Below are 26,993 nucleotides of genomic sequence, written 5' to 3' on the forward strand. Positions count from 1 at the left end.
GCAACAGCGGACGCGAAGTGTCTTACAAGCCGAATGTCACGTGCCCCTGGGCGTCGATCGACCAGGCAGGGTTCCACGCGATCTCCCATGCATGCTCATCAGGATCAGCCACATACCCGCGCATGCCTCCATGCGGCGGCTCGTCGGCAAGCCGCAAAATCCGACCGCCGAAGCCTAAGAGGTGATTGATCGTCGCCTGCACATCCTCACGCGAGGCAACGTTATGGGCGAGAGAATAAGCCCCGGGCCCGGCAAGGCCGTTGCGCTGCATGTCCTCGGCAAGAGCCTCCTGCAACCAAGTGCCGAGCACGAAACCGTTCATCTGGTAGAAAATGATCTCTTCGTTCTCGAAGACAGGATGCCAGCCGAAGCCTTCGGCATAGAAGCGCCGCGAACGTGCAAGATCGCGCACGCCGAGTGTCACAACGGAAATTTGATGTTGCATTGGGTCACATCCCTACGTTGCCCTGGAGCACCATGCGCCAGGGCTTCCGTCATGGGACTTGGTGCATCTGCACCAGCCAGAACTTCCCGCAGGAAGCGACCGGGCTAACCAAACCGGTCCGCCTTTTCCGACACGCCGAGCATAGCCGGCCAAGAGATCAGGTCAAGGCAGCACCCAGCGCCTTCAAGCCGCCATCTCGACTTCGCAACCGCGGCCGAGATCGTGCATCCACTGCGCGAATTGAGGCTGCCGCTGAATCTGGCGCCCGTAATGGCGGCGTAAGCCGTCGACGAGGCGTCCGTTGTGGGACAACAGATCGTCCGCATAGGCGATCATGCGCGAGTTCGGCCAAGCCTGGGGCCTGATCAGCGTCAGTCGCTCGAAAAGCCTATCCTCCTTCTCGTCAGGGTGTGTCTGCGCCAGGAGTGTCAGCATCGCGGCCGTCGAGCGGGAAATGCCCATGTGGCAATGCACGAGAAGATGCCCTCGTGTGCGCTCGATGCTGCCTGCCGCAACCTCCTCGCCGAAGCGCAGCACGGCTTCCACATGCTCCGGCTGCGGCAGGATCATCCCCTCGATCGGATTGATGATATCGTGGAAGCGAAGGATCGTGCGGTGATGCGGATCGTATGCCTGGAACGCCTCTGGATCGGGATGATCCGGGTCCAGAATAGAGAGCACATGAGTGACTGCCCTCTCCTTCTGCTCCGGCAATTCGGAAATGCCACAGATGGTGAGCATGGAGATCGAGAGCGACTGCATTGAAAAACCCATCGAAAGCGGAGGCTGCATGATCCTCCCTGTTATGTTCGTAGGTTGTACCCATGCAGAGGGAATAAGTTCAAGCCCATCAAATGATTGTGTCCTTTTGATCACAGCTCGGCTTGGCCACATTTCTGCCATTTCGTTAACACCTTGTGGTCATCACCGGGTTTATGAACTCCCTTTCAAGGTACCGCCGCCGTTCGCGTTGGCGGCATAAGCGAAAAACCAGAAACTGCGAGCTTCCCCCACTGATGTCTGCTTTCACGGCCTTCCGCTTGTCCTCGTTGCAGAATGCAATCCGCTTCTGCGTGTTGGTCCTCCCGCTGGCGCTGGCCGCCTGTGTATCCTCCTCGTCTCCTCCGCAGCAGGCGATCCGCCATATCGATCCAGCGTACATGGCCATGTACGGTGCCCGTCCTGACGAAGCGCATTCGCTGCCCGCCACCGACATTTCCGAAGTCGACCCGCGCTTCCTGCGCCGGGAGGTGGCCTATTACGGCCGTGAAGAGCCCGGGACGGTAGTGGTCGATACCTCGGCCCGTTATCTTTACCTCGTCCGCGAGGGCGGACGCGCCATCCGCTATGGCATCGGCGTCGGCAAGGAAGGCTTGGCGTGGTCTGGCCGTGCCCAGGTCGGACGCAAGGCGCAGTGGCCGCGCTGGACCCCGACCGCCGCGATGATCAAGCGCGAGCCCGAACGCAACCGCCCCTGGGCCAGCGGCATGCCGGGCGGCGTCGAGAACCCGCTCGGTGCCCGTGCGCTCTACCTCTACAACAACGGTGTCGATACCATGTACCGCATCCATGGCACGACCGAGCCCTGGTCCATCGGCCAGTCGGTGTCGAGCGGCTGTATCCGTATGTTCAACCAGGACGTGATCGACCTCTACAACCGCGTGCCGGTGGGTTCGCCGGTGGTGGTACTGAGAGGGCGCAGCCCCTTCAACGATGTCGAACAGGACGAACAGCGCGTGTCCTTCTACTGAGCGTATGCAAGATCGGCGATGGTGAAAGGGCTGGCCGATGATGGCCGGCCCTTCTTTTTTGTCGTCCTGCCTGGCCTGATGTATGATCGGTGCATCCTGGTGGAGGCACGGCCATGACCGTAGAACGCGCCATCCTTCTGACCGTCGGCGGACTGATCATCATCAGCGTCCTGCTCGCGGTTTACGTCAATATCAACTGGCTCTGGCTGACCGGAATCCTGGGGGCCCATCTTGTCCAGGCATCGTTCACAGGCCTCTGCCCTGTCGTGATGATGTTCAAGCGGCTCGGGCTTCCCAGCAAGCCTGGTTTCACCTGAAAGCGTCCTCTCCTCCCCCTGGAGGCTTCCGCTCTCTGTCCTATGAATCAATGTCCATGGCCCTCGCGAAGGATTGTTCATGGACGAATGGTTCCCTCAAGCCTTGAGGCTCACGACACGTTTGGTCGAATTGGGCGGCGTCGCCATTATCGTGCTCGGAACCCTGAGCGCGACGATCACTTTTCTGCGGCAGATGCTGCAGGGCCTCTCCGCCGATAACGCTTACAGCCTCTACCGATCCAATCTGGGACGGGCCATTCTGCTGGGCCTCGAACTCCTCGTGGCCGCCGATATCATCAACACAGTCGCCATCGAACCATCCCTTCAAAGCGTTCTCATTCTCGGCGGCATCGTGCTCATCCGCACATTTTTAAGCTGCTCGCTGGAGGTTGAGATCGAGGGGCACTGGCCATGGGAGCGATACAAAGCGCGTGAAAAAAAGGAGACGATCCGGTCTTTACCGGAACATATCCCGGATCAAGAATGAAACTGCTCGACGGACATTGCGTCCATTTGCAGTCAGCCCCCGTATCTCTTCTGCGGTCCAAGAAGACCTCCAGCATCACGCGCTAACAGCCCGTCGCTTTAACCGCAAACCCTCCGAACCCACCGCCCGGACGGATTGTTGCATCTGCGCCACCAGCATGGGCAAAAAGTCCTCGTGCCTTCGGCAATTCGTTGACTGCATCGGCAACACGCCTTAGCTGGAACGACCGGCCCGCCAGCCGCCGCCGCCCTTCCAGCGTCCGTCGGCTCCACAATCTGCTTGATTTCTCCGCTTCATCCCCATGGATGACGTGCGATTGCGCACATCAGATCGCGATCCTCTTCGGCAGGTTTCTCTCCCAATTCTAAGCAGCCCCCTTCAAGCCCAATCGGCGCATGCCGCGATGGGCTGCTTGCAGCGATGATTGTCGACCATGATGACTTTCGAGACAGGCATCTTCCTGAGCAGGATTCCCTTCGTGAAAATCGGTTCAGGCCCCAATCCCATTGTGGTCTTCAACGGAGGTCAAGCCTTCGTCAGGCGACCGACGCCAGCGCGAACCGAAAGGGACGCCAAGCGCATTGCGCGCCTCCTGCCCTCTGACCGTCAGATCTACGTCATGGGCTACGATGCAGCGCCGCCCGCAGGCTATAGCGTCGACATGATCGTTCAGGACATGGCGACGATCCTGCGCGACGAGATCGGGCCTTCGACGGTCATGGGCATCTCGTTCGGCGGCTTCGTGGCGACCCGACTGGCTGCCGACCATCCCGATCTCGTGAAGGATCTGATCGTGATGGTGAGCGCCCACCGTTTCTCTCCGGAAGGCCAGCGCAGCATCGAGCGCCAGATCGAATGCGCCTGGCAGGGAGACTTCCATGGCCTTCTGAACGAGTTCGGCCTCGCCTTCCGCCGCCCCTGGCTCAACTGGCTGTTGCGCCTGCGCCTTTGGCAGGAGTGGGACAAGCTGCATGAAAAGATGAGCGATCCGGCGACGATCGTTCGCGGCCTTCACGCAGTCGCAGACGAGAATGTCGGCAAGGATCCGTCATGGCTGCAGCGCATCCAGGCCCGCACGCTGATCATCGGCGGAACGCACGATCCCTTCTTTGATGTGAACGCGATGAAGGAAGCAGCTCACCTGATCCCTTGGACGCAGCTGAAGCTCTTCGATGGCGAAACGCACATGCTGCCCATCGAGCGGGCGCGAGATGTCGCGAAGGTGGTGAAGGCGTTTTTGTGGTGATCGACAGGCTACGGCGGGAGTGTAGATCAATCCCGCCGTAGCCTGATCTCACGTAGGCCCGTTTAAGCCGTTTTGCGCTCGAAGATATGAGAACAGGGCTATTTCTTTGTCGTGCCGGTTCCCGCCACGTCAACGTCCAACTTCAATCGAATGTTATCCGCAGGAACGCCCGTTATCTGCGCTATTCGGCGTTGCGCTTCATCGAGGATTTCCTGGAGCTTTGCATAGTCCGCCAGGGTTTTCTCCGGCACGCTCGTGTCTTGTGGCTGCTCTGTCTCAACTGAAGTCGAAACTCCGCTGGATAGGTTAGCTTGAGGACCTTCAGTGAACCTGATTCCGTGCTCTCTTCCGTTTGACCACATGACCCGCGCCCAGACGGAAAGCTCTCTCGATGGGATTTCGAATTCGAACTCCGGCGGTATGGTCACTGGGTGCTCGAACATAATCCGAGCTCCCGTGTCCGAGAGATCTCTGACGCGACATTCGATAAGCGAGAACCGATTATTGAATACGATCCGCCCTTCAAGAATGGTGCGCTGCCGTTTATTGGATCGCTGTTCCATCAAAGACCTCCCCGCAGCGCCCTCACCGGGCCGCCAGCCTCTCGAAGCAGTCGAGTTCGAGGTCAATGTCTTTGATTCGTGAGCGACGCGAAGGAGTTGTTTCACTCATTGAGTTAGCCGAACGTAGATCCCGGGTGCTTTACAAACGCTGCGCCATCCCTCCGGGATCCAACTCGACAGATGGAGAGCAGATGCTGAAGCGGCGTCTTGCCCTTCGGGCGGCAAGCCTCAATCAAGGGCGAGAGCGTGCTCGGCCGTGCATCCGTGAACACCTGCATCCGTCATCCTCCGCCACAACCGCCGAGAGACAACACTTTCATGCGCCGGCGGCGGCATCCAGCTCAAAAATAACGCGCCAAATTCGTCCGGATGCGCTCCAGCACGGGCACGCTGACATCCGGCAGGGCGAAGGTCTGACCGGTGATGCGCTCGTAGGCGTCGATATAGACCCGCGAGGTTTCGAGGATCACGTCGGCGGGGATTTCGGGGATCGGATCCTTGTAAGGATCGCAACGCGCGACGACCCAGCTGCGGACGAAATCCTTGTCGAAGCTCTCAGGGCGCTCGCCTGCCTCGAATCGCTGAGAATAGCTCTCCGCGAACCAGTAGCGGCTGCTGTCGGGCGTGTGGATCTCGTCGGCAATCATGATCTTGCCGGTCTCGTCGATGCCGAATTCGTATTTCGTGTCGACGAGGATGAGACCGCGTGCGGCTGCCATCTCGCGGCCCTTGGCGAAGAGCGCGAGGGCATAGTCGGAAACGGTCTTCCACTGCTCGGCGCTCAGGAGATTGCGCTCCACGATCTCACTCGCGGTCAGCGGCTCGTCGTGGCCGCCATGGAAGGCTTTCGTGGTGGGCGTGATGATGGTCTGCGGGAGCTTCTGGTTGTCGCGCATGCCGTCCGGCAGTGTGATGCCGTACATCTCCCGCTGCCCCTGCTTGTAGAGCGAAAGGATCGAGGTGCCCGTGGTGCCGGCGAGATAATCCCGAACCACGATCTCCACGGGCAGGATGGTGAGCTTCTTGCACACCGCCACATTGGGATCGGGATATTCGATGATGTGGTTGGGGCAGATCTCCGCCGTCTTCTCGAACCAGAAGCGGGCGGTCTGTGTCAGCACCTGCCCTTTCAGCGGAATGGACGCGAGATTGATGTCGAAGGCGCTGATGCGGTCGGAGGCGATGATGATGCGCCACCCGTCCGGCAGGTCGTAGTTGTCGCGCACCTTGCCCCGGTAATGGTTCGGCAATTCCGGGATCGTCGCATCATCGAGGACGTAACCGGAATAGGCCCGAAGGGCTGCTTGATCGACCATGCTCACCTGCCACGGCTGTTCGGAGTTCTCGTCCGCCGAGTTCTAGACTGAATTGACCGGCTGGCTAGACCTAAAGCTCAGAAAGTCAAGCCTCTCCGCGGGATCAGTTGCCTGCGCTGGCGTTCCGGCGCTGCACCACGTTGAGGCCGGAGAGAGCCACGGTGGTCTCGTAGCCCTGGCTGTCCACGACCGTCCATTGCTTCAGGGCATTGGCGCGGCTGTCGAAACGAAGTGTAATCTTGGACGTGCCGCCCAATGTGGCGCTGTCGTCGAAGGTCACGGTGATCACCCCGTCGCGGGCGATCTGCACGTCGCGGACCTTGGTATCCCGCGCCAGGTCCACATTGTCCTGCAACAGGAACTTCAGGGGCGTCTGGCTGACGGGATAGACGTCGTTGGTGCCGAGCTTCTTGTCCCGGATCGCCACGTTGCGCCCGTCGGAGACGATCTCGAGCGTGCTCGGCGGCGCATAGGCGAAGTGCAGTTGCCCCGGACGCCGGACGGAGAGCGTGCCCTCCACCTGCTGGCCATTCGGATTCTTCTGCACGAAGTAGGCGGACAGCGTCTCCATGTTGTTGAAATAGGCGTTCACCCGCTCCAGCGCGGCCGCGGGCGAGGTCGGGTTCGGCGGCGACACGGGCGTCGCAGGCGTAGCCGCTGCGGCAACCGGGGTCGGCGTCGGAGCAGCCTGAGCGGGCGTTGAGCGCGCGGGCTTCGGCGGCTCGGCGACCTTGACCGGGGCGGACTCAGGAGCCTTCGGCTTCTCGGCGGCCTGCGCCGGAGGCTCGGTCGCGGCAGGCGCCGCCTGCTTCACCTCGGGCTCGGCAGGAGCCGGTTTGGGAGCGGCTGCAGGCGCTGCGGCGACCGGCTGCGACTGAGGCTGAGCTTGAGGCCTGGGCTGTGCGGCCTGCTGTTTCGAGGGGGTCTTCGGCTTAGGCGCAGCGGTCTTGGCTTTCGGCTTGGTCGGAACTTGGGCCTGGGCCGGGGCTGTGGCCGCAGGTGCAGGCTGCTCCGCCCGCGGGGCAGGTGTGGTCTGAGGCTCGGCTGTCGCTGACCCCTGCCCCTGATCGGGCTTGAAGATGCCGTCCAGAAAACGGGTCAGCGGATCGGGCGTGCGTTGCTGAGCAGCGGCAGGAGACGCACACGCGGCCACGACGGCGAGACCGATAAAGCAACGCAAGAACTTCTTGAGCATGACTCGACTGCAAACCCGAAAAACAAGGAACGGCCGCATGGCGGAAACCTGCGTACCGTGCGGGTCACGCCTTATCGCTTCGATTAGAGGCTGAATGAAGGCAGGAGCCTGCAGGCGAAAGCGAGTCGCGTCCAGGGACTAATCGGGACTGTGCACGGCTCCATCGGCACGGATCAGGCCGCGTCGGCGTACTCGTCCTCGTCGTCCACGGGCATGGGGCGGGTCGAAGGGGGCTTCGGCTTTGCCGCGCGCGGGCGGGACTGGCGCTTCTTCTTGGCGGGTTTCTTAGCACCCATAGCGCCCCACCAACTCTGCCAGCTCCAGGCGCCGGGGCCCACAAGCATGTAGAACAAAAGCCCGGACAGAACCCCGAGATTGGCGAGGAATATCGCCTGCTCTCCTTGGCGGGTCAGGCCGCCGTAGTCCCAGAACCGGTGCAGGGCTCCGGTGGTGATCACGAGCCCGGCAATCAGGGCGGAGGCGCTCACGCGCGGCGCGATGCCGAGGATCAGGGCGAGCGGAGCCACGATCTCGGCCACTACGATGATGGTGGCCACGATATCTCCGTAGGGGATGCCCTTCATGGTCAGCGCGGCCGCAAAGCCCGAGATGTTGGTGAGCCGGGCAATGGCGGGCGGCAGGAAGCAGCCGGCGAGCAACAGGCGGTTCAGGAGCAGTATTCCGTTCGTCGTGCCCGCATTCATGACCAAGCCCCTCTCCTCTTCGGCTGCGGCCGGAATCGGGGCCGCCGCCGTGTATTAGAGGCAGAGGTTCTTAACCTGTTCTTAGCGTGGCCGACTTGTCCACGGTGCCTGAGAGCGCCGGTCAGAGCTTCAGGTTCCGCTCGCGCAGCATGCCCTCCCAGCGCAGGGTATGATCGACGATGGTGGCAAGATCGTCATACCGGGGCTGCCACTCGAGCCGCGCGCGGATGCGGGCTGAATCCGCCACGATGGTGGCCGGATCTCCGGCACGGCGCGGCGCAATCCGGGCCTCGATCGGCCTCCCGGAGACCTTGCGCACGGTGTCGATCACCTCGGAGACGGAATAGCCGTGCCCGTACCCGCAATTCACCACGATGCTCTCGCCGCCCTTCCGCAGATAATCCAGCGCCTGCATGTGGGCGGCGATCAGATCGGTCACGTGAATGTAGTCGCGGATGCAGGTGCCATCCGGGGTCGGATAATCCGTGCCGTAGATGTCCATGGAGGGACGCATGCCGAGCGCCGTCTGGACCGCCACCTTGATGAGGTGGGTCGCATTTGCCGTCGACTGGCCATGACGCATGGCGGGATCGGCTCCGGCCACGTTGAAATAGCGGATGGCCACAAAGCGCATGTCGTGCACCGCCGCCACGTCGCGCAGCATCACTTCCGTGAGCTGCTTGGAGCTACCATAGGGCGATAGCGGCGCAAGCGGCGCGTCCTCTGCGAGCGGCTTGTCGGACGCGTTGCCATAGACCGCAGCGGTCGAGGAAAAAACGAAGGTCTTGATGCCCGCCGCCACCGCCGCTGCCAGGAGAGACCGGCTTTTGACAGTGTTGTTCAGGTAATAGCCGAGGGGATCCCGCACCGATTCCGGCACGACGAGCTTGGCGGCAAAATGCACGATGGCGTCGATGGAATGGGCTTTCAGGGTCTGCAGGACCAGCTCATAATCGCCCACATCGCCGACGACGAGGGGCACATCCTCAGGCACCGACCAGCGGAACCCGGTCGAGAGATTGTCGAAAACCACGGGTTTCAGCCCGGCGTCCCGCAGGGCCAGCACCATGTGGCCGCCGATATAGCCGGCGCCTCCAGTCACCAGAACGTTCACGGGCTCTCCTCGAACTGCCATTTTCGTCATCGTCGCCCGAATGACTCTGGATTTCCAGCGCAACCTGCTGGCAAAACAGGCTGAGTACCCTGCCATTTGTGAGAGGCTGCAGCATGAACGAACGCACGGAATATTGGTGGGTCCGCCACGATTCCGAGATCCAGCCGGCGGAAGTCGGCTTCATCGGCGGCATCCCCGTGCATTTCCGTTTCATCGGCACGGCAGGCCGCGTTCAGGCGGAAGCAGCCGAACTCATCGAGCGTCTCCCCGCCCCGCCTGTATCCGTCTTCAAGCCTCAAGCATCTTCCACCGTTGCAGCCCCCTCGAAGCCGCAGAAATCCGGCTCGCTTCTCTGGTTCATCGGCATCCTGCTGCTGATCTTGGTCGTCCAGTGTTCGGGACCGATCTTCGATGCCATCAAGTGAAGGAAAACAAGCTTCAACATGGTTGAGATCGCCCTCATTATCGATCCCGATCATGATGGGACAACAGCCTTCAGCGGTTCAATCACATCTGCCCTGCGGAGGGATGCAAGTTGTGCGTGGAAAATCAAAAAGCACCGCTATCGCGGTGCTTTCATTTTCAAATGAAGATGGTGTCCAGGGGCGGAGTTCCGATCTCTAAGTATTTCCAACTGCTTATCCAAAAGAGAGGAACCCGAAACCTCCCGTCAAAGCCCGTATTCTCCCGTGTCAGGTTCCCCACGCCAAGCTTTGTCGTTGGCTTGAGAAATACAACAAAGGAGCAACATGCTTCGTTACCAACTCCGTTCTGATCGTCAGCAGGAGTCTTCCAGAAATGTTCCTATCTTGTTCTCGATGAAGTCGCTCTATCTACGGCCCCATGGTCGAGCGACTGTGTGATTTCCCATGGATAATCGTCCGGGTTGGTTGTCCCCTCTGCCCCACCTCAAGGGACAGTATCGGTTGGCTCGGCTGGCCGAGAAGTACGGGGCTGACACCCAGCCATGTGATTTGATCGACCAGATCGCCTTCGACTGTCCAAGGAAATCTCTCCCGTGCGAGCGACCTTCAGGCCAATATGTTCCAAGGTGCAGAGCCCGGTTTGGCGACCTAGAGGCGACCAGCCGCCCTCCTCCAGACCTTCCGCCGACGATGCGGAAGCTTGCGATGATCCAAGGTGGAAGGCGACGACGGAACATAGGGAACTTCGACCCCGCACTACCGTTGGCTTACCCCTTTCGGCTGATGGCGAGATCACGCTCATGCTCTGTCTATTCTGCCAAAAGAACGTGGATGAGCCTTGTCACGACACCGTGGAGATGCAGCGACGGGGCAGCGACCACATCGAGCAATGTGAGAAAGCCCTCAAAAGCCTCCAGGGTATGATGTGCGGCTAACCGTGGCGGTCCGGGTGACGGCGTTTCTTGGCAAGGCTCTTCTGCCTATCGAGCACCTTGGCCGGGATAATCATGTCCTCGTAGCGGCGGGTATGAATGGCGTCGCATGTGCGCTTTACGAGCCATAGGGCCTATCCCTGCCCCTGTCTGATGCAGGAGACCACAGAGCTCGAATAGATCCGAGAAACTGATCAGCCGCTCGCCTAGCCCTTGGCCTGCTCCCGTCTTGCGAGCCCTCCACAAGCTCTGTCGACCGCGCCGGGAGGGCGTCCTCGACCGGAGCGTAGGCGGCTCGCAGCCGCTCTCCGAGCGTCTGAAGATCATGGGGATTCAGCGACTGGTCCACTGGAAGGTGAGATGAGAGAGACAACCTAACTGTTGGGGTATCACTCGGGAGCGGGGCCTGCATTAGAACACTCTCGCTGGCGGCACGAATTCGCCTCTGAATACCCCTATGTCCTTGCCGTGTTTAGGGTCGCTTAGGAGCAAGGCAGCGGGGTTTTGTGGCAAATGTACGGACGAGGTGTCAGGCATCTGCCCATAGCGGGCTTCACCCACGATGTTGCTTGAACTCAATGATGAGCAGTTGAGGGTCCTGAGACGTGCTCTGGAGGCGAGAGCGCGTGACATGCACCTGCGTCTGGGGAGCGAACCCGGAGATGAGGGTTTCCAACGGGAAGCAACACTCGCCACACAACTCTTACGGCTGGTCGAGGTCCTAGAACGGCAGGTTGGTTACCGCGCCTGGAGCATTGGTGATATCGAGTCCCTGCCGGAAGCGGATGAGAACTGAGTGAGAGCAAGCTGTCTGGCTGAACTTCCTTTTCTCGGGTGTCTAAGCTGATCTGCTTCGTTGAGCCGTCCTCATGACCACCAACCCAATCCCGCTCACATAGAACGGGTCACTGTCGGATCGGCATCCTTGTATTCCGCAAAAAAGCAGGAGACCGCTTGACGGTCTCCTGCAAGTCGGGAGGAACGCACAAATGCAAACCGCTGGAGATGCCGATCTCTGCGCTTTCACAGGCAACACAACTCCGCGTAGTCAATAATGTTCGATACTTTGTAGAATTTTTTGCCATTCTGGCGCAAATATAACTTATGTTACGAGGAATTTCGTCGTCCAAGAAACTGATTTTAATCTATGTTATTTCTTCAGGAGATTTGCTGGCGCTACGAACCATGTCCCTTTGCGAAGAGTTTATAAATTGAGCACTGATAGAATTTTTGGTTTGCCGACTTAGAGCCAAAACCCGCAGTTGGTACATCGCCTGTGAGGGTAGTCTCGCCTGTACAGACGATGTTAAGTCCTGCCTGGTTATATTCGGTGAAGGCTGGGCCGAACCCTTCGCATCCGCAGCGGTGAGGCAAAGACCAGCGGCTCAGAACAACGTGGGGCGCGGACAGACCGTAAGGACCGGTCACATGTTGTACCTGTTGCATGAGGCGTCACAGTTGATGCTCTCTCCCGCCCGGTTGGTTGCTGATCTCACAAGGTTTGCCTGTACCAATCCGCTCAATCCGGTTGCTTATACTCCAGGAGGACGTGCTCTTTCCGCCTCTTGCGAGATGTTCGGGCGAACCACGCGTCCCTATGCCAAACCAGCTTTCAATCTCCCTGCATCGGAACGAGTGGCGTGGCAGCGGCCCTTCTGCCGGGTGATCGCTTTTGGAGAGCCGACGAACAAGCCGAAGCTGTTGATCGTCGCTCCGATGTCGGGCCATTATGCAACCCTGCTGCGCGGCACGGTAGCGGCTTTTCTCGACAGCCATCAGGTGTTCATCACCGACTGGAGCGATGCCAAGGACGTATCCCTCGCGGAAGGGACATTCGATCTCTCAGACTACGTCGATTATTGCCTCAGCATGTTCGCAGCGCTGGGACCAGATCTGCACGTGATGGCAGTCTGCCAGCCTGCCGTTCCGGTGCTGGCGGCGATTGCGCTGATGGAGGCCGAGGACCATCCGCTGGTACCATCTTCAGCGACGCTCCTGGGTGGTCCTATAGACACGCGGTTTACCCCAACTGTGGTCAACAGTTTTGCGCAACGGCGGGATATCCGTTGGTTCAAGCGCCACTGTGTCCATCCTGTGCATGAACGGTATCGGGGACGAGGACGCATGGTCTATCCAGGCTTCATGCAACTGTGTGGGTTCATGGCAATGAACCCAGACCGCCATATCTCGGCGCATTGGGAGATGTTCAAGCACCTCGTCGAGGGCGACGGCGATTCAGCAGAAAAGCACCGGGAGTTCTATGACGAGTATCTGGCGGTCATGGACCTCACGGCTGAATACTACCTCCATACCCTGGAGACGGTGTTCATCGACCATTTGCTGCCCGAGGGGCTGATGCTGCACCAGGGCAGACCCGTGGACCTGCGCGAGATACGCCGCTGTGCTCTGATGACCGTTGAGGGCGAGAAGGACGATATCATCGGACGCGGTCAGACCTTCGCAGCCCTCGACCTCACACCGAACCTGCCGGATGCGCAGAAGGAGCGCTATCTGCAAGCCGGTGTTGGGCATTATGGCGTCTTCAATGGCTCGCGCTTCCGCAGCGAGATCGCTCCGCGCATTAAAGCGTTCATGAAAAGGCATGCGGCAGTCGTGCCGCTCCATGTGCGGAGAGCACCGAAACTCATCGCGTGAGAGCCCGACCGGGTCTGCTCGACGATCTCTCGTCGAGAGCAGTCTTCACCTGCTTGGTCGGCTTTCTGAACGGAATAACCGCTCTGAGCCTCAAGGATTGGAGCAAATGTCCTCGAAGGTCATGATCCGCATCATCCAAATCTGGAGATCGGCCAGCCGCTGCACATAGGGCTCTCGCTCCCGCTGATGGCGCTCCTCAAGCTGGGCGGCCAACTTCCGTTTGATCGCGTCAGGACCGGCCCACGCCTGAAGCCGCTCCCGGTCGGTCTCGTACTGGACCTCCAAGTCCGCCAGTGCAGCCAGCGCGCCCTGAAGCTCATCCAGAAGGTCGTCAGGGTAGCAGGAGGTTTGTGTCGCAGGCACAAGAGGTCGTAACGCGGCAGAGCTACGCGGCATCGGGTGACCCTCCCATTCTGGGAAGCCCGAATCATAGCACCCTCAGGATAATACGAAAGGATAATCTCTCGCTGCGCCCGAGCGCATAGCAGCAACGGAGTTGTTGCTGACGTAAGCCGACACAAGTTCGGCAGAAATCTCGATGAACTTCGGACACACAATTAGCGCCTGTCGCGAAGAGTGATGTTGCATGATGCGTGTCAGATTGTCTTGAGCCATTTGAAATGAGCCTTCGATTGCCCAAAGCACACCGATTGATGCCAACTATCTCTGCCGCCCAAAGATCGCGGCGATGAGGCCACCGCGCCTGGGAACGTCCTGGCGCTCGACCTGGACTTGAAGCCGTTCAGAGGCATTCTCCGGTTCGCGCAGTACCGCTTCATTCGGCTCATCTGACTTGCTCTGGGGAGTTTGATCGGGTGTGGACGCCCTATCCACCTCCTTCCTCGTGGACAACACCTCAATCTGCTCCGGAAAATCATTCCAGCGCTCGTACAAGATGTAGTCCTGGTGCCCACGCCTGATAGGAGCCTCTCTGTCGAGGATGACCTGATGGGTCACGTCCACCACGATCATGGGTCCCTGCGAAACTGTTTCGTCGATCCGACTCACCGCTCCTTCAACGAAGCTTTTCATTGGAACGGGAGGGTGGAAGTGAACGCGAACCTCATCCCCAACTGCAATCTGCATCAGCAATTTCTCAGACATTCAGAGTAGACACTCCTGTTCTTGGCAGGTGTTGCGACGCCCACATGGCAGCCTGAGTGCGATTAGACGCCCCGATCTTGCGCAGGATGGCTTTGACATGGACCTTGATCGTGGCTTCGGTGATATCGAGCTTACGGGCGATGAGCTTGTTGGACGCTCCTTCCTTCAAGCAGCCCAGGATTTCCGTCTCCCGCGCCGAGAGCTTGTACGCCTTCGGATCGGACAGGCTTGGGCCTCCCGTGTCGTCGTGGAGTGGCTGATCCTGATCCGGGGTAGGGCCAATCGCGATAGAGCGAAGGATTGCCGAGGGCACCACAGTCTCGCCGAGCATGACGAGTTCAAACGATTTGACCAGAACCTCGGGAGCACTGGCTGCTAAACAGAAGCCGTCCACGCCAGCCGCGTGCCCGAGCCTCACGAAGCTGAGGTCGAACTGATCCGCCAGAACAACGATCCGAGCCTCCGGCAACTGCTCTCTCACCTGCTTGACGATCTCAAGCAAGCGACCGGTGTTCGGGCTGGCCTCGATGACGACCAAGGCAGCCTTCGGACTTAACCTTTGGAAGCGTCTTGGAGCTGCAACAGAAGCTGCTTCGGCAATGACGAAGGGGCTTCCCGACAAAATCTGTTGAAGCCCTGAGCGTAGAAAGACGTTGTCACAGATCAGAGCCGTTGGGATCGGTGGAGTAAGACTACTGGACGAGTATTCGGGCTGATATGAGCGGTTGTGAGTGAGCGTTAGTATCTGCGCAGACATCCGTACCCCACTTAGGTTTTCCAGTTTGGCGGTCCGTCCCTTCGAAGGTCAGGAGGCCACGAGGAGTCATCACCGGTCCTGAGATAACTCAGGGTTGCAAGAACCGCACGGGCTTGTTCACGATAATCGTCCGTCACAGGCCGAATGAAGGGTCCTTGCACCCGCCTTGAATACCAGGATAGGCCACCACTCTCGGCAAGCTCCTTGGCAACTACTTCGATTTCTTCGTCGGTTCATTGGCTTCACTCGCGAGGACAGAGGGAGCCGATCAGCACACGCGCCGGATGCGCTCTTGCAGGATGGCGAGTTGCTGAAGGTAAGGCTCGCGCCGCTGGCGATGGTGCTGCTTGAGCTTCTCCAGCAGGCGTATCTTGAGGTTCACATCCATCGTACGGCAATTGATGTTGTCGCATTCGCGCTCGTACTCGAAGTCGATGTCGGCCAAAGTCCCCAGGAGCGACTGGAGCAAAGACTGAAGATCAGAAGAGTATATTCTTGGCAGCGCGGCCTGTTGGAAAGATGGAGAGGGGTGCGGCCCGTTCTCAGCCATAGTCACCCTTTCTTTGTTGTTGCTTCATTGCAGAAGAGAATGCTTGGGCAGGCGTGATTCGTCTGTCGGGAATCCAACAGAGCGGCCAATTTTACTAACATATGTTAGTGAATACAGTCATATTCTTGGCTTATTACTGCCACGTTTAAGCCCCAATTTCCTCCGCGCAGCCTGCAACCAGCGCGGTGTCCAGGTGTGAGGCAGAAGGCCCTCATAGCTGCGGCGGCCTGTGCGGTAACACCCTCAGATCATCCTGCTTACGAACAGGCTTGTGCTACGTCAGGGAGGTGAACCATGCCTGATCCAGCGGCGCTGCTTGGCACATAGAGGATTCTGGCTGCGGAATTTAGCCATGCTCTAAGACCCCGAAAACACCTTGCAGGTGTGCGGCAGCGGATTGCCACAGAGGGACTGCCCAAGCTCTCCTCAGAGGCGTTGCGGGCGTACAAGCGCCAGGAACAGCATGGCTCAGGCTCGTGCAGCCGAGTGCCTCCAAGGCTCCTCTGACGCTCTCACCGGAAGCGCTCCGTCTGTACCACGAGAGAACTGATCCCACATGGCTCTGGAAGTGGCACTGATTGGGCTCGATCCGCCTGGCGCCCTCGTTTCAAGCGATCCGATCTTTGTCTATCCTTGTCTCTGTAGAAGTCAGGCACGGAAAGAACCATGAGCTACGTCCAGCAGGTACTCCAACCGGGGGAGACCCTGCGGTTTCAGACCCATCTTCACTGGTTGATCTATCTCTATGCCATTGTGGCCCTGGTGATCGCCCTGGCCCTTCTGATTTCGTATTACGCGGACCCGAGCATGAATGTCCTTCTGCTCTATGGAGGCATTCTGTTCGGGATCGTAGCCGTCGTGCTTGCCATCCCAGCTTGGCTCAAGCGGCTGGGGACCGAGATCGCCGTGACGGACCGGCGCATTATCGCCAAGCGCGGCTTGGTCCAGCGCCACACCACCGAGGTCAACTTGGACAAGGTGGAGAGTGTGGATGTGGACCAATCCATCCCCGGACGCTTATTCGGCTATGGGTCGATCACGGTCCGGGGCACGGGCGAAGGCATCGCGACCTTAGACAATATTGCTCACCCACTGGAGTTTCGAAACAAGGTGATGGTGCGCTGACGATCTGACGGGAAGCTGATCAGCGGCACTGCGCTGTAGCGGCGTCCAAACAAGGCTCGGTTCACGGACGTAGAGACAACCAGCCGCCCTCCCCAGCCCCTTCACCGATGCTGTGGAAGGTCAGAGCCATTCAGGGTGGAAGGCGGTGAGGAGCAAGGGAATGGCAGTCTCATGCTTTCTCTCTGACAGATGTGGCTGTTACCCACAAACCAGCCGCAACAGCCTTGCCGCTTCATACTTGAATGGTGGCGGGCGTTCTTTTAGTGGGCCTGTGAAGGTCAGGATTCCCAACAGTCTCTGCGAATTGTGAGCCCACCCTGTAGTTGGTCCGCGCATCGTCGGGCTTAGCGGAATCAGGCTCCAGTTGAGACCTTAGACCAGCAAGCGTCGATAACGTGTAGAAAGTCAGTTGTACCCGCAATCAACAGGCCAAGAAGATTATGGTTAACGGCTGCTTAACCGCCTCTTTCTTAGCCGAATCGCTGCGTCCAATCGGGAGACGCAGCGGGTTGGGAGGCGGCGATGGAGAGTGAGATCGGCCTTGGCAAGCGGCATCCGAGTGTTCCCGACGCGGAACTCTTGCGCCGAATTGCGCAGGACATGCGCTCCCTCTATGCCGATGTGATCAAGCAACCCCTGCCCCGCAACATCGAGGTCGCTCTGTCGCGCATCGAACGCGAGCAGCGTCGTGCCGTGTACCAGGGGCAACGGCTTGGGGCCTGACGCCTCGTCTGCCAGCCTCGTCAGACGACTGCCAGGAGAGCGATGGCCAGGAAAACAGACCCCACAAGGACTGCCGCGCCGGTCCAAGCAACTCCTCGCGGGCGGCTATGAAAGCTGACTGCCTGTGGAACTGCCATCCCTTGCCTCCTATGAGCGAGGAATACCGTGGCCTCATGGCAATTTAATCCAAGAGCCCAAAGGCGTATCGGGCCCAAAGGGAGTGCACCTAAAGAGCTAGATCGGACCAGAGCAATCCTGACCTCTTCCCTGTTTTGCAGCGGCAACAGCCTGATCAGGTCGGGTGACCTTCCGTGTCGTCGATCCCCGGCGACTGCTCGACTGGGATTTGCTGATCCGGCACCTTCGCACTCTCGGTTGGATCGTGCTTCCCGTTCTGGTGGGCCGGGTTGCCAGTCCCATTTTCCTCCGCACCACTACGGCGGCGGCTGTTGACGCTCAGGTTTTCCAACCCGGCATCTTGGTTGGGCTGCTTTGTGCCTGCCATGGATACCTCCACGGTCTTTACATCCTTCGGGGGAACGGCGCTGCTGGTTCTGGGTTCATGCCCCTGCCCAAATAGTATCATTCCACCGGCTCGTCGGGGCCTTGCGTCCTTTCTTCGTCTCAGACATACCGCTCGGCTCGCTGCGCCCAAGGTGATTTCCCAATGCGGCGGCACCCCAAAGATTGCCTCAGCAGGCTGAATTGAAGTGCGTGATTTGACCGAAAAGCAATTTGTGACCGCGGTGGCGCGGAACGGGTTCGTCAAGGACGAGAGATTGCTCAATGGTTTCCGTCCCATCCTACCGAGGTTCAGGGCGGCGGGAGGCACTGACGAGTGCAATTCGGTTGGGAGCCGTTTTCGGACGGCTCTTTCGTCCGATCTATCGGTGGCGGTTGGGTAGCGGCGCTTTTTGGTGAGGTTCTTCTGCCCTTCGAGTGCTTCGGCAGGAGCGATCACCTCCTTTAGTGACGGGTGTGCTTCTTGAATGACGGTCTCATGCGAGCCTTACCAGCCATCTGGTTCCTCCCTTTGCAGCGACCGCAACATGAAACCATATCAAACCGAATGGAAACACCTCATCCCGAATGGGTAGTTCGGGCTTCGATGGAAGCGCGGGCCAGCAGTGATAAGATGATCCTGCTCCTGATCGCACGGAGAGATAGATCATGCGCGCCTGCGTCCTTCTCGCTGCCACCTGTCTGTGCCTGCCGGTTTCCGCCATGGCTCAGGACAGGGCAACCATTCAAAGCCTAAATGATCAGTTCGCGAGAGCCTTTAATACCGGCGACATCGCGGCAGTCGCGGCCCACTACACGGAGGATGCTGTCGTTCTGCCGCCAGGAGCCGAGATGGTGACGGGCCGGAACGCGATCCTGACCTTCTGGAAAGCTGCCTCCGAACAGATTGGGGACATCAAGCTGACGGCGGTGGATGTGAAGCCACTTGGAAACAGCGCAGCCCGCGAGATCGGCACCTTCTCTCTCCGGATCAAAGGATCGCAACCCCAGGAGGTCACCGGCAAGTATATGGTCGTCTGGGAGAAGGTTGGAGCCGACTGGAAACTCGCTACCGATATCTGGAACACCAACAAGTAGCTCCAGGCCAATCCTGCGCGATCGGCCATTCGTTTCGGTTGGCACAGGTCTGAGCGCAATGGTTTCTTCAAAGGGCGAGGGAGAGCATCATGGCGAATTTCCACCCTGTTGACCGGGTTGAGGTCCACATCCTCGTGGACAATGTGACCGACAGTCTTTCGACCGTCCCGAGCCATGTTGAGAACGAGTGGAGCTACCTGTGGCGGAATGGAATGAAACGGCTGTCGGGCCGGTGCATCTGCTGTGCCGCCCATGGTCTGTCGTGTCTCATTACGGCATTTCGTGGGGAGATCACGCACACGATCCTCTTCGACACAGGGCCAGAGGAGGAGACTTTCGAGCGCAACGTCTCGCGCCTTGGGGTCGATCTCGGCACAATTGAGGGGATTGTGCTCTCACACGGTCATTGGGACCATGCGGGTGGAATGCTGCGGGCTCTCGACCTCATCCGGGAGCGCAATGGCGGACGGGAGGTTCCCTTCTATGCTCATCCTGGCATGTACGCGGCCCGCGCCATGAAGCAACCGGATGGCAGCATGCGGCTGATGGAAGAAATCCCCAGTGTTACGGCGCTGACCGCTCACGGAGCCAAGGTGATCAACACGACCGAGCCTCAGACGCTTTCAGAGGGGATGTTCTATGTGAGCGGAGAAATCCCGCGCGTGACCTCTTACGAGCACGGCTTTCCTGGACAGTACCGCCAGACAGATGATGGAGAGTGGGAGCCTGATGTCCTTCTAATGGATGAGCGTTGGTTGGCTGTGAACGTGAAGGACAAGGGCCTTGTCGTGTTCACGGCCTGCTCCCATGCCGGGGTGGTCAATGTCCTCAAGCATGCCCAAGACTGCTTTGCGGGCGTGCCGCTCCACGCGGTCGTGGGTGGATTTCACCTGTCGGGCGGGAACGAGAAAGTAATCCCTGAGACCGTCGAAGGGATGAAGGCGTTTGGGCTCAAAACGATAGCAGCCGCCCATTGCACCGGGTGGCGGGCGGTTCTGGCTCTGACACAGGCGTTCGGGGAACCAGTGATTGCGCCCTCGGCTGTGGGAAAGCGCTACACCTTCTCATAGAACCCGCCCTCGAACACTTCCGTGACCGTCCGCGCCCACCTGCACCGGAACTGATCCGTATTCGTACGAAATGCTTTGATTTAATGGAGGCCCGCCATGGAAGGCCAAAGCGATAATCTCATCCGGATTGGCAGCCTGGAACTCCGCTTCCTGGTCGATGAGACCCAAGGCTCTGGAAACCTCGTGATGTTCGAGTTCGTGGTGCCACCCAATGCTCGGGTGCCAGCCCCTCACTATCACCGGGAAGTAGATGAGGTGGTCTATGGGCTGGAGGGAACCCTCACGACCACCCGTGATGGTCAAAAGCATGAGATTCGGGAAGGCGACAGCCTCCTGCTGCCCCGTGGAAGCGTGCATCAACACGAGAACCTGCACTCTGAGACGGCTCGGGCGCTGATCGTGCTCACGCCCGGCTCCATTGGAAGGCGCTATTTCGAGGAGATGGCCCAGGAGGTCAATGTGCCGGGCCAACCCAATCTCGGGAACATCAAGGAGATCATGCTCCGCTACGGTCTCGTGCCCGTATAATCTCTCACCTCTGCCAGCCCCACTTCGCCTTAGCGGGATGAAGCCTCTATCGGCAGTTTTATCATTGTCGGGATTGGCCAATCAGGCGGTCTGTCATGGCTTTGACCGCCCGCATCTGTGGTCCATTTCGGGTATAGTAGTTCGATCCGCTGTAGCCCCAGAAATCCCAGCAGCGGTTCGGATTCGCCGCAGAAGCCTTCGTCTGGGGGTACAGAACGACAATGTTGTTGTTCGCAGCCCAGCGATTGTAGCCCACATCTCGGATGAAGTCGTCGTAGACGCTGTCCACGTTCTGGTTACAGCCGTGTAAGGCCACATGCACGCGGCATTGCTCAGCGGCACATGAGGTTGGGACGTACAGGTAGCCGACACCGTGGAGGCTGACGCTCTCATCGGCAGGGTCGAAGAATTCCGACTGATCGAAAGCGAGCAGTGTCCCATCCCGATGCGGATCACCCGAGGCTGGTTTGAAGCGCTCCGGGTATAGGTGACGCAAGAGCATCTCAGCCGCCTCATAGCCGCACTGGATCACAAACGGTGGCTCGTGTTGACCGCAGCTTCGTAGAGGAAACTTGCTCTCTCCGGTGAACCGATTGACTGGCATCCCGTGATTAGCCGCTGTCTCGTTCTGGTTCCGGTCAAACTGGAGGTTCGGCTCGTGAACACCGAGCCGATCATACAGCCGTCTGAGGGTCTCCATCACCGGGAGCGGAACGATGGCGTCGTCCTTGCCATGGAACAGCCAAACCCGGCTGGCCACGAGATTGGACGGATGGTCGATCTGCCCCTGGCTGGCAGCCTCTCTGATGAGGTTGAGGGAATCCTCAGCCTTGGGCGGATCGGGCCGCAGCCCATAGTAGAGGTCACCGTAGTAGTGCGTGCAGACTACCACCGCCGCCGAGACCCGATCCAGGGGAATCGACCAGACGGGCGACCAAGGGTCAGGGATGTGCTCAACACAGCCATATGGCCCACCCGCAATGATACCTGCGCCTTTGACAAGGCTGGAGAAGGCGACGTGAAACTGATGAGCGAAGAACCCTCCAGAGGATAGACCTGATACGGTGACTGCCGTCCGGTCCGGGTGTGATAGCGAAGACAGCTTCTGGCTTATGGACTGCGGCGGTGGGTCAGGCAGGCTGTCATGGTTCGCGTACCCCTCTGTTGGCAGCAGCATCACAACAGCGAGTCCCAGCCATGTGAATGAGCGGACCATGATCATGCCCCCTACTGCTATAATCGAGGTATCGTTTCGCCTAAACACAACCTATTGACAAAAAAGGGAGCATTTGACCGGCCCCCGTCGAGTGGTCCGGTTGGAATGTTAATGGAGTGATGGCCTCGACGCCAGCGCGGGCGGCGGTGCTGGTTGGGATTGCTGAGCCGCCCGCGCGGACATGGCGGGCACGAAGACCTCCGGCGCTGGTGGTTTGTACCCGAGGGGTCCGTGGGGTCTCAGGGCGTTGTAGTGGCGGCGCCAGCTTTCGATCACGATCTTCGCCTCTTTCAGCGAGTAGAAGATTTCACCATCGAGCAGCTCGTCCCGAAGCCGCGCGTTGAAGCTCTCGATGAACCCGTTCTCCCAGGGGCTGCCTGGCGCGATGTAAGCCGTCTTCGCCCCCACAGCCGCAATCCAGTCCTGGACGGCCTTCGCGACAAACTCTGCGCCATTGTCTGACCGAATGTGCTCGGGCACGCCGCGCAGGATGAACAGATCCGATAGAACATCGATTGCATCGGCGGCCGTGAGCTGCCTCTGAATCCGAATGGCCCGGCACTCGTGCGTGAACTCGTCGATCAGGTTCAACATCCGGTACTTTCTCCCATCATGGGTGCGAACCTCCACAAAATCGTAGCTCCAGACATGGTTGAGCCTTTCCGCTCGCAGCCGGATGCACGAACCATCGTTGAGCCAGAGCCGACCTTTCTTCGGTTGCATACTCGGCACCTTGAGCCCCTCCCGTCGCCAGATCCGCTCGACCCGCTTATCATTAACAACCCAGCCGGCGGTCGAGCGCAGGAGTTCTGCAATCTTCCGGTAGCCGTAGCGTCCATACTGACGGGCAAGCGCGATGATGTCGGCGGTGAGCCGTTCCTCATCGTCCCGCCCTCGCGGAACACGCCTTTGTGTCGAACGATGCTGACCGAGCACGCGGCAGACCCGCCGCTCAGACAGCTTGAGTCGGGATCGGACGTGATCAATGCAGGCGCGGCGACGGGCGGGGCTCAGAAGTTTCCCGAGGCGGCTTCTTTCAAGATCAGCTTATCCAACGTCAGGTCAGCCACTGCGCGTCGGAGGCGGGCATTCTCCGCTTCCAGATCCTTCAGGCGCTTGACCTGATCTGATTTGAGCCCGCCGAACTCGGATCGCCATCGATAATAGGTCACCTCCGTCACGCCAATCGCGCGAACGGCATCCCCAACGGATTGGCCCTGTGAGACCATGACATCGACCTGGCGTAACTTGGCGACGATCTCTTCCGGCTTATGACGCTTCCTGGGCATTTTGGTTCTCCTGCTTGCCTTAAGACATACTTCAAGGTGGACCAATTCAATGGGGGTGGATCAATGAGAGCCTCGTGACCGCACTTATCGGCAATCTCGACACGAGCGTTGGCCCGATAGTCGAAATCCTTTGTAAACTTCACTCTCTGAGCCATGGCTTTCTCTATTTAGAAGCAACGCCGAGGGTGCAGGTCAGGACGTTCCAAGCCCGCTTCCCGTCGGGGTCGCGGATGTCGTGAATGTTCATGATCTGGCGCGGATCCCGAGCGTTGATCGCCCGCCAGCTTGGGGTGATGAAACGTCTCTGGCTTGATTGACGAACCGTGATTTCAACTGGGCGCACGCCTTGGGGACGGGCGGCTAGAACATCTTCCCTGCCCCGCGCCGGCGCGATGTTGGCGGCAACGGTGAACTGATCCTCCCAAGGGCCGGAGACCTCATTGCCGTATCCGTCATCGAGCACCCGACGTTTCTGGAAGGTCATGCGGTCGCGGAACTGGCCTGCTGTAGGCATCGAATACACGCCTGAAAGTCGTCCCCAGAAAAGGGGATGTGGATAAGATTGGGGGAAGCTCAGATGCTCCCTAAGCGTTCGCGAGAGGCGCTAAACGTTCCCTGCGTAGACAGCTCTTTTTTCGTTCTGGCAGAAAGGTTTGATTCAGAGTCTGGGGAGCAAATCCCGCACCTGTTTTCGCGTACCAGGTGCCCCCATGCTTTCATCAAAACTGCATATTGCCTTCACTATCACTGCCCTGATCACTCTCGGAAAAGCACCCATGGTGAAGCCGCTGAGAAATCCAGATACTGAAGTGATTATCCGCGTCGTGATTACTCGCGATGACGAGACGAAAGGCTGAGGGAAATTAGTATCGGTCTTGCGAATGAAAAATGGCCCCGCCACAAAGGCGGGAGCGCTAACAGGCGCATAAGTCAGCATCTGTATGGGGGAATGACAGATGCAGGGAGTTCAGAGGATCCCATGGCTTCGGTTATATGGCGCCGGTTCGGTCATGCACCTAGACCAAATGAACTGGGCTGCTGGCGCGTGCTGGCTATCGGAGATCTTCATTTGACTATCACGCACTCCGACTGATGTTCCTTAGCGTCTCGCCGTAGCGCTGGAAGATCACACGATCGCGAAGCTGCCCTGTGCTGGGCATTTCAGGAGTCCATAATATGGCCACGGTTGAGCGGCTAAGCTTCGTGGTGCGGCTTCCCCCTAGCCGCACTCGTCACGGTTGAGGGTAAACCCGATCCCCGAAACTGAGGCATCAGGTGCCCTGAGCCGGAGGTCCCGCAAGAACCCCTCGGTTAGGGCACCTCTTCAGGCATCTGGTCTTACAGCCAAGAATCAGCTACTTGGGCTGCCCTGCGGTCGACCGTCCGTTTCATACGCACAGCCAGAGGAGGCGTCACATGTCCGAACGACTTTGCACGCAATCGCGCACCCTCCTCGTTGCTCCTCTTGCTGCTGTAGGCTTTGATGAAACCGACCGTATTCCCCCTGCCCTTTGTAGGGTTTGCATTCCGCTGTGAATTTATCCGCGTTCCACGCAGGCCTGCGAACGATCGCAAGCCGCCAGTCGTAACCTTCGAACTCGAAGAGGCACTGCGGAACAAGCTGAGCGCACATATGCTGCGAGATATCGGCACCGATAAAAGCCGGTGCTGATATCGTATGGTGGCCACAGAGCTCGCAGACTGGGCTTCACACCCCGAACACCCGATGCGAAGCGAGCAACGCCATGATGGCCGTTTCCTCGATCAGATCATCGCAGATCTTCTCGCTGCGTCTCGCATGTTGCGGTCTTTGAGTTGTCCTGCGAAGGGCGTTCAGGCGCCCTTTGACGGACACGACATGAAGACAGCGCCCATATGTGGGTACCTCTTAGGCACGCTCGAGTGAGGCAGTCTTTCCCCTTTAGAGAGATTGCAGCAAGGCAGACATCGGTTACCTTCGATTGGGTAGCCCATGGTCCTTTGCTGAAAGATCTGGGCCGCAGCGCCCCAGTCCGGAGGTCTCACAGAGGCCCCACGGCTGGGGCGTTTTCATATGACATCCTGTGCCCCGACTGATGCTACGCGTTGGATCATCAGACCCTCGCACCTGAGAATTCTCAGGTGCGAGGGTCTGCTCAAAACCAGCAGTGTCGCGGTATTTAACCGAAACGACCTCAGAGGCAAGACTCCCAGGCCGTTGAGCCTGGCTAAGAAGATCGTCATCAAGCGCTAATGAGCCTGCCTATGGACATCCTTTACCACTTCCTCGCCCTAACACTCGGAGAAAACTAAACAGAGCTTCAGCTGTCCGAGATGCTGAGGGACCAGATGCTCATCATCGCCCGCTCAATCAGGCTGGCGTGAGCGATCGCGAGCAGCTTGCCGGGACGCGGTGTCGGCTAGGCAGGTTGATTGCTCGCCCACGCTATCTCGGGCCGAACGGCGGAATGGAATAATCTGAGCTGTGGGCTGTTCCACCCGTCCAGAGGCCTCTTTGGTGAAATCGAGAATTTGATTGCCTGCGAATTCCTTCAAGTAAGCGGCCAACGCATCACCCTTTGTCATGCTCACCCCCAGCGATCTTTCCACTTTCCAGTGGCTATACTATCCCTAAGGCCGTACGTCATCATGCGCTGACTGCCCAACCCCCTAGACTACAAAGACGGGGTGAGAGGCTGGGGCCGTTGAGATAGCGGCAGCCATTCGGCGAATATGGATCGTGCCCGTAGGTCCATTCTGTCTGCCACTTCCCATTCCGGTCCTGAACAAGGACTTGAGCGTCGGTATCCCTTTGTCTGGTTTTATGGGTGCACCTACCGCTCGACTCCTCGCCTGAGTGGCGGCCTGGTAGCTCAGATCAAGGAAGAGCAGGACTTTGGAGCAAGCGATGAAGCCGCCCGGCACCAAACCATATGGCAAGCATGCAGGCGGTCGACACATACCCGTCTAGTGCGTAGTGCCATCCGAGGTGAACGGAGCCAACAAGAACAACTCCCCAGAACAATGTGAGGACCACACCGACCCAACGGTTGATCCGCCAAGCGGCAAGGGCAAATAGAGTCGACATTGCAACATGTAGGCTTGGAAATGCGGATATACCAGTTCCTAACTCGACTGTGCCAGCCACATGATTGGTCCAGAGATACTTCTGATAGCTCCAAGCGGAGAATGGCAATCCCTCGCTGAAAGAGAGGTATTGAACCAATCCATGAAACCGCTCGATGTCTCCAGTAATAAGATCGTAGTAGGCCGGCCCTACTGACATCCCAGTCGCCGCTAAGATGTTGCCGAGCAGGATCCAAGCCCCAAAGAACGCTAAGAAGAAGCGCGTTCTTAAGTGACTCGCTGCCGGGTGTATGGCGACGAAAGCTGTGAAACCATAGGCAGTGAAAGCACAGGCTGGGCCATAAGCATACTCGATTACCCGTGTCACCGCCGGATAGCCCAGGATAGGCTGCAGAACGAACCAGGGCGCAACACCGCCATGCAATGCAGCGTCAAGGTCCGCGAGCGACAGATCCGCCCAAAACGGTACAAAGTCTGGTAGCATTGTCTTTATGGACGTGAAGGTTCCCGAGAACACTGCCACAGAGCAGAAGAGAACACCTCCCGCGACAAGACGCGGCAAGGGGAGTGTTGACAGACCTCGATAAACAGCTGTCAGTGGTCGGCGCGGATCAGATCGAATACCCCAAACCACTGAATAGAGAGTAATGGTGACCACGAGACCGTGAAGCCAATGGGGTAGATAGATGAATGCGACCAGCCGTTCAGGGTACCCAAGGGCAATTGTGAGGCAAGCCGCCACAAGAAGATATACGCCGACAACGCCATAGAGGATCCTGTCATCGGTCATCTCTTGCTGGAGTTCTCTCCAAAACA

At 58.9% G+C, this 26,993-nt stretch carries 30 protein-coding genes; 13 read left to right on the plus strand and 17 right to left on the minus strand.

What is annotated here, in order from left to right:
• Positions 1 to 22: 22 nt before the first annotated feature.
• Entirely contained in the window at positions 23 to 445 is a 423-nt protein-coding gene (locus AA309_RS12775) for a VOC family protein (protein ID WP_047189400.1), read from the minus strand.
• Between the two features lie 183 nt (positions 446 to 628).
• Complete coding sequence (locus AA309_RS12780) at positions 629 to 1,237, minus strand: tyrosine phosphatase family protein (protein WP_244470339.1); 609 nt, start codon at positions 1,235 to 1,237, stop codon at positions 629 to 631.
• A 224-nt stretch (positions 1,238 to 1,461) separates the two neighbouring features.
• Here AA309_RS12780 and AA309_RS12785 point away from each other — a divergent pair, with 224 nt between their 5' ends.
• The 4 genes from AA309_RS12785 to AA309_RS12800 all read left to right on the plus strand — a co-directional run bounded on the left by AA309_RS12785 (position 1,462) and on the right by AA309_RS12800 (position 4,246).
• Positions 1,462 to 2,196 carry a L,D-transpeptidase gene (locus AA309_RS12785; RefSeq protein ID WP_047189401.1) on the plus strand — a complete coding sequence of 245 codons (735 nt, stop codon included), beginning with the start codon at positions 1,462 to 1,464 and terminating at the stop codon, positions 2,194 to 2,196.
• 113 nt (positions 2,197 to 2,309) lie between these two features.
• The gene (locus AA309_RS12790; protein ID WP_047189402.1) at positions 2,310 to 2,513 is read left to right on the plus strand and encodes a YgaP family membrane protein; all 204 of its coding nucleotides are present in this window, start codon (positions 2,310 to 2,312) and stop codon (positions 2,511 to 2,513) included.
• Positions 2,514 to 2,592: 79 nt separating this feature from the next.
• The gene (locus AA309_RS12795; RefSeq protein WP_047189403.1) at positions 2,593 to 3,000 is read left to right on the plus strand and encodes a DUF1622 domain-containing protein; all 408 of its coding nucleotides are present in this window, start codon (positions 2,593 to 2,595) and stop codon (positions 2,998 to 3,000) included.
• Positions 3,001 to 3,433: 433 nt separating this feature from the next.
• On the plus strand, positions 3,434 to 4,246 hold the full coding sequence (locus AA309_RS12800) for an alpha/beta fold hydrolase (protein ID WP_047189404.1): 813 nt from the start codon (positions 3,434 to 3,436) through the stop codon (positions 4,244 to 4,246).
• Positions 4,247 to 4,344: 98 nt separating this feature from the next.
• Here the strand turns inward: AA309_RS12800 and AA309_RS31975 are convergent, their stop codons facing one another.
• The 5 genes from AA309_RS31975 to galE form a co-directional block, all read right to left on the minus strand.
• Positions 4,345 to 4,809, minus strand: coding sequence for a PilZ domain-containing protein (locus AA309_RS31975; RefSeq protein WP_052954675.1), 465 nt, complete (start codon positions 4,807 to 4,809; stop codon positions 4,345 to 4,347).
• Between the two features lie 341 nt (positions 4,810 to 5,150).
• Positions 5,151 to 6,125 carry a phosphoribosylaminoimidazolesuccinocarboxamide synthase gene (locus AA309_RS12810; RefSeq protein WP_047189405.1) on the minus strand — a complete coding sequence of 325 codons (975 nt, stop codon included), beginning with the start codon at positions 6,123 to 6,125 and terminating at the stop codon, positions 5,151 to 5,153.
• A 103-nt stretch (positions 6,126 to 6,228) separates the two neighbouring features.
• A complete protein-coding gene (locus tag AA309_RS12815; RefSeq protein ID WP_052954676.1) occupies positions 6,229 to 7,320 on the minus strand; it encodes a LolA family protein in 1,092 nt (363 codons plus the stop codon).
• Between the two features lie 173 nt (positions 7,321 to 7,493).
• Positions 7,494 to 8,024: a DoxX family protein gene (locus AA309_RS12820; protein ID WP_047189406.1), complete on the minus strand. Its 531-nt coding sequence runs from the start codon at positions 8,022 to 8,024 to the stop codon at positions 7,494 to 7,496.
• A 121-nt stretch (positions 8,025 to 8,145) separates the two neighbouring features.
• Entirely contained in the window at positions 8,146 to 9,138 is a 993-nt protein-coding gene (galE, locus tag AA309_RS12825; protein ID WP_047189407.1) for a UDP-glucose 4-epimerase GalE, read from the minus strand.
• A 113-nt stretch (positions 9,139 to 9,251) separates the two neighbouring features.
• Between galE and AA309_RS12830 the strand changes: the two genes are divergently transcribed.
• The 3 genes from AA309_RS12830 to AA309_RS12840 all read left to right on the plus strand — a co-directional run bounded on the left by AA309_RS12830 (position 9,252) and on the right by AA309_RS12840 (position 13,150).
• On the plus strand, positions 9,252 to 9,563 hold the full coding sequence (locus tag AA309_RS12830) for a hypothetical protein (protein WP_047189408.1): 312 nt from the start codon (positions 9,252 to 9,254) through the stop codon (positions 9,561 to 9,563).
• Positions 9,564 to 9,581: 18 nt separating this feature from the next.
• Positions 9,582 to 9,728, plus strand: coding sequence for a hypothetical protein (locus tag AA309_RS35190; RefSeq protein WP_160310451.1), 147 nt, complete (start codon positions 9,582 to 9,584; stop codon positions 9,726 to 9,728).
• A gap of 2,195 nt (positions 9,729 to 11,923) precedes the next feature.
• On the plus strand, positions 11,924 to 13,150 hold the full coding sequence (locus tag AA309_RS12840) for a polyhydroxyalkanoate depolymerase (RefSeq protein ID WP_084731185.1): 1,227 nt from the start codon (positions 11,924 to 11,926) through the stop codon (positions 13,148 to 13,150).
• A 90-nt stretch (positions 13,151 to 13,240) separates the two neighbouring features.
• Here the strand turns inward: AA309_RS12840 and AA309_RS12845 are convergent, their stop codons facing one another.
• The 4 genes from AA309_RS12845 to AA309_RS12860 form a co-directional block, all read right to left on the minus strand.
• Entirely contained in the window at positions 13,241 to 13,546 is a 306-nt protein-coding gene (locus AA309_RS12845) for a hypothetical protein (protein ID WP_047189410.1), read from the minus strand.
• Between the two features lie 264 nt (positions 13,547 to 13,810).
• On the minus strand, positions 13,811 to 14,254 hold the full coding sequence (locus AA309_RS12850) for a hypothetical protein (RefSeq protein ID WP_047189411.1): 444 nt from the start codon (positions 14,252 to 14,254) through the stop codon (positions 13,811 to 13,813).
• Positions 14,247 to 14,792, minus strand: coding sequence for a LuxR C-terminal-related transcriptional regulator (locus tag AA309_RS12855; RefSeq protein WP_052954677.1), 546 nt, complete (start codon positions 14,790 to 14,792; stop codon positions 14,247 to 14,249). The genes AA309_RS12850 and AA309_RS12855 overlap by 8 nt, the downstream gene beginning before the upstream one ends.
• 487 nt (positions 14,793 to 15,279) lie before the next feature.
• The gene (locus AA309_RS12860) at positions 15,280 to 15,456 is read right to left on the minus strand and encodes a hypothetical protein (protein WP_160310452.1); all 177 of its coding nucleotides are present in this window, start codon (positions 15,454 to 15,456) and stop codon (positions 15,280 to 15,282) included.
• Positions 15,457 to 16,227: 771 nt separating this feature from the next.
• On the opposite strand from AA309_RS12860, the gene AA309_RS12865 reads away from it, so the two are divergent.
• Together AA309_RS12865 and AA309_RS12870 are read left to right on the plus strand one after the other, a co-directional pair.
• Positions 16,228 to 16,686, plus strand: a complete 459-nt coding sequence (locus tag AA309_RS12865; RefSeq protein ID WP_047189413.1) for a PH domain-containing protein — start codon at positions 16,228 to 16,230, stop codon at positions 16,684 to 16,686.
• A 522-nt stretch (positions 16,687 to 17,208) separates the two neighbouring features.
• Positions 17,209 to 17,409 carry a hypothetical protein gene (locus AA309_RS12870; protein ID WP_047189414.1) on the plus strand — a complete coding sequence of 67 codons (201 nt, stop codon included), beginning with the start codon at positions 17,209 to 17,211 and terminating at the stop codon, positions 17,407 to 17,409.
• A gap of 292 nt (positions 17,410 to 17,701) precedes the next feature.
• Here the strand turns inward: AA309_RS12870 and AA309_RS12875 are convergent, their stop codons facing one another.
• Positions 17,702 to 17,914, minus strand: a complete 213-nt coding sequence (locus tag AA309_RS12875; protein ID WP_150117530.1) for a hypothetical protein — start codon at positions 17,912 to 17,914, stop codon at positions 17,702 to 17,704.
• A 665-nt stretch (positions 17,915 to 18,579) separates the two neighbouring features.
• Between AA309_RS12875 and AA309_RS12885 the strand changes: the two genes are divergently transcribed.
• The 3 genes from AA309_RS12885 to AA309_RS12895 all read left to right on the plus strand — a co-directional run bounded on the left by AA309_RS12885 (position 18,580) and on the right by AA309_RS12895 (position 20,606).
• Entirely contained in the window at positions 18,580 to 19,008 is a 429-nt protein-coding gene (locus AA309_RS12885; protein WP_047189417.1) for a YybH family protein, read from the plus strand.
• 89 nt (positions 19,009 to 19,097) lie between these two features.
• Complete coding sequence (locus AA309_RS12890) at positions 19,098 to 20,078, plus strand: MBL fold metallo-hydrolase (protein ID WP_047189418.1); 981 nt, start codon at positions 19,098 to 19,100, stop codon at positions 20,076 to 20,078.
• 96 nt (positions 20,079 to 20,174) lie between these two features.
• Positions 20,175 to 20,606: a cupin domain-containing protein gene (locus AA309_RS12895; RefSeq protein ID WP_047189419.1), complete on the plus strand. Its 432-nt coding sequence runs from the start codon at positions 20,175 to 20,177 to the stop codon at positions 20,604 to 20,606.
• A 61-nt stretch (positions 20,607 to 20,667) separates the two neighbouring features.
• Here AA309_RS12895 and AA309_RS12900 read toward each other — a convergent pair whose 3' ends face one another.
• The 3 genes from AA309_RS12900 to AA309_RS12915 form a co-directional block, all read right to left on the minus strand.
• Positions 20,668 to 21,822 (minus strand): extracellular catalytic domain type 2 short-chain-length polyhydroxyalkanoate depolymerase, encoded by a 1,155-nt coding sequence (locus AA309_RS12900; protein WP_150117531.1) that lies wholly within the window; start codon positions 21,820 to 21,822, stop codon positions 20,668 to 20,670.
• A gap of 108 nt (positions 21,823 to 21,930) precedes the next feature.
• A protein-coding gene (locus AA309_RS12905) for an IS3 family transposase (RefSeq protein ID WP_150117532.1) occupies positions 21,931 to 23,111 on the minus strand; the annotation gives its coding sequence in 2 pieces (ribosomal slippage) (positions 21,931 to 22,847 and positions 22,847 to 23,111; 1,182 coding nt in all).
• Between the two features lie 163 nt (positions 23,112 to 23,274).
• A complete protein-coding gene (locus tag AA309_RS12915) occupies positions 23,275 to 23,625 on the minus strand; it encodes a phage head closure protein (RefSeq protein ID WP_047189422.1) in 351 nt (116 codons plus the stop codon).
• 196 nt (positions 23,626 to 23,821) lie between these two features.
• On the opposite strand from AA309_RS12915, the gene AA309_RS35195 reads away from it, so the two are divergent.
• On the plus strand, positions 23,822 to 23,968 hold the full coding sequence (locus AA309_RS35195; protein ID WP_160310453.1) for a hypothetical protein: 147 nt from the start codon (positions 23,822 to 23,824) through the stop codon (positions 23,966 to 23,968).
• A 1,489-nt stretch (positions 23,969 to 25,457) separates the two neighbouring features.
• Here AA309_RS35195 and AA309_RS12925 read toward each other — a convergent pair.
• Together AA309_RS12925 and AA309_RS12930 are read right to left on the minus strand one after the other, a co-directional pair.
• Positions 25,458 to 25,676 (minus strand): hypothetical protein, encoded by a 219-nt coding sequence (locus AA309_RS12925; protein WP_047189424.1) that lies wholly within the window; start codon positions 25,674 to 25,676, stop codon positions 25,458 to 25,460.
• Positions 25,677 to 25,968: 292 nt separating this feature from the next.
• Complete coding sequence (locus AA309_RS12930; RefSeq protein ID WP_052954679.1) at positions 25,969 to 26,967, minus strand: phosphatase PAP2 family protein; 999 nt, start codon at positions 26,965 to 26,967, stop codon at positions 25,969 to 25,971.
• Between the last annotated feature and the right edge of the window lie 26 nt (positions 26,968 to 26,993).

The sequence above is a fragment of the Microvirga vignae genome (genome assembly GCF_001017175.1).
GTDB classification, from domain to species: Bacteria; Pseudomonadota; Alphaproteobacteria; order Rhizobiales; family Beijerinckiaceae; genus Microvirga; species Microvirga vignae.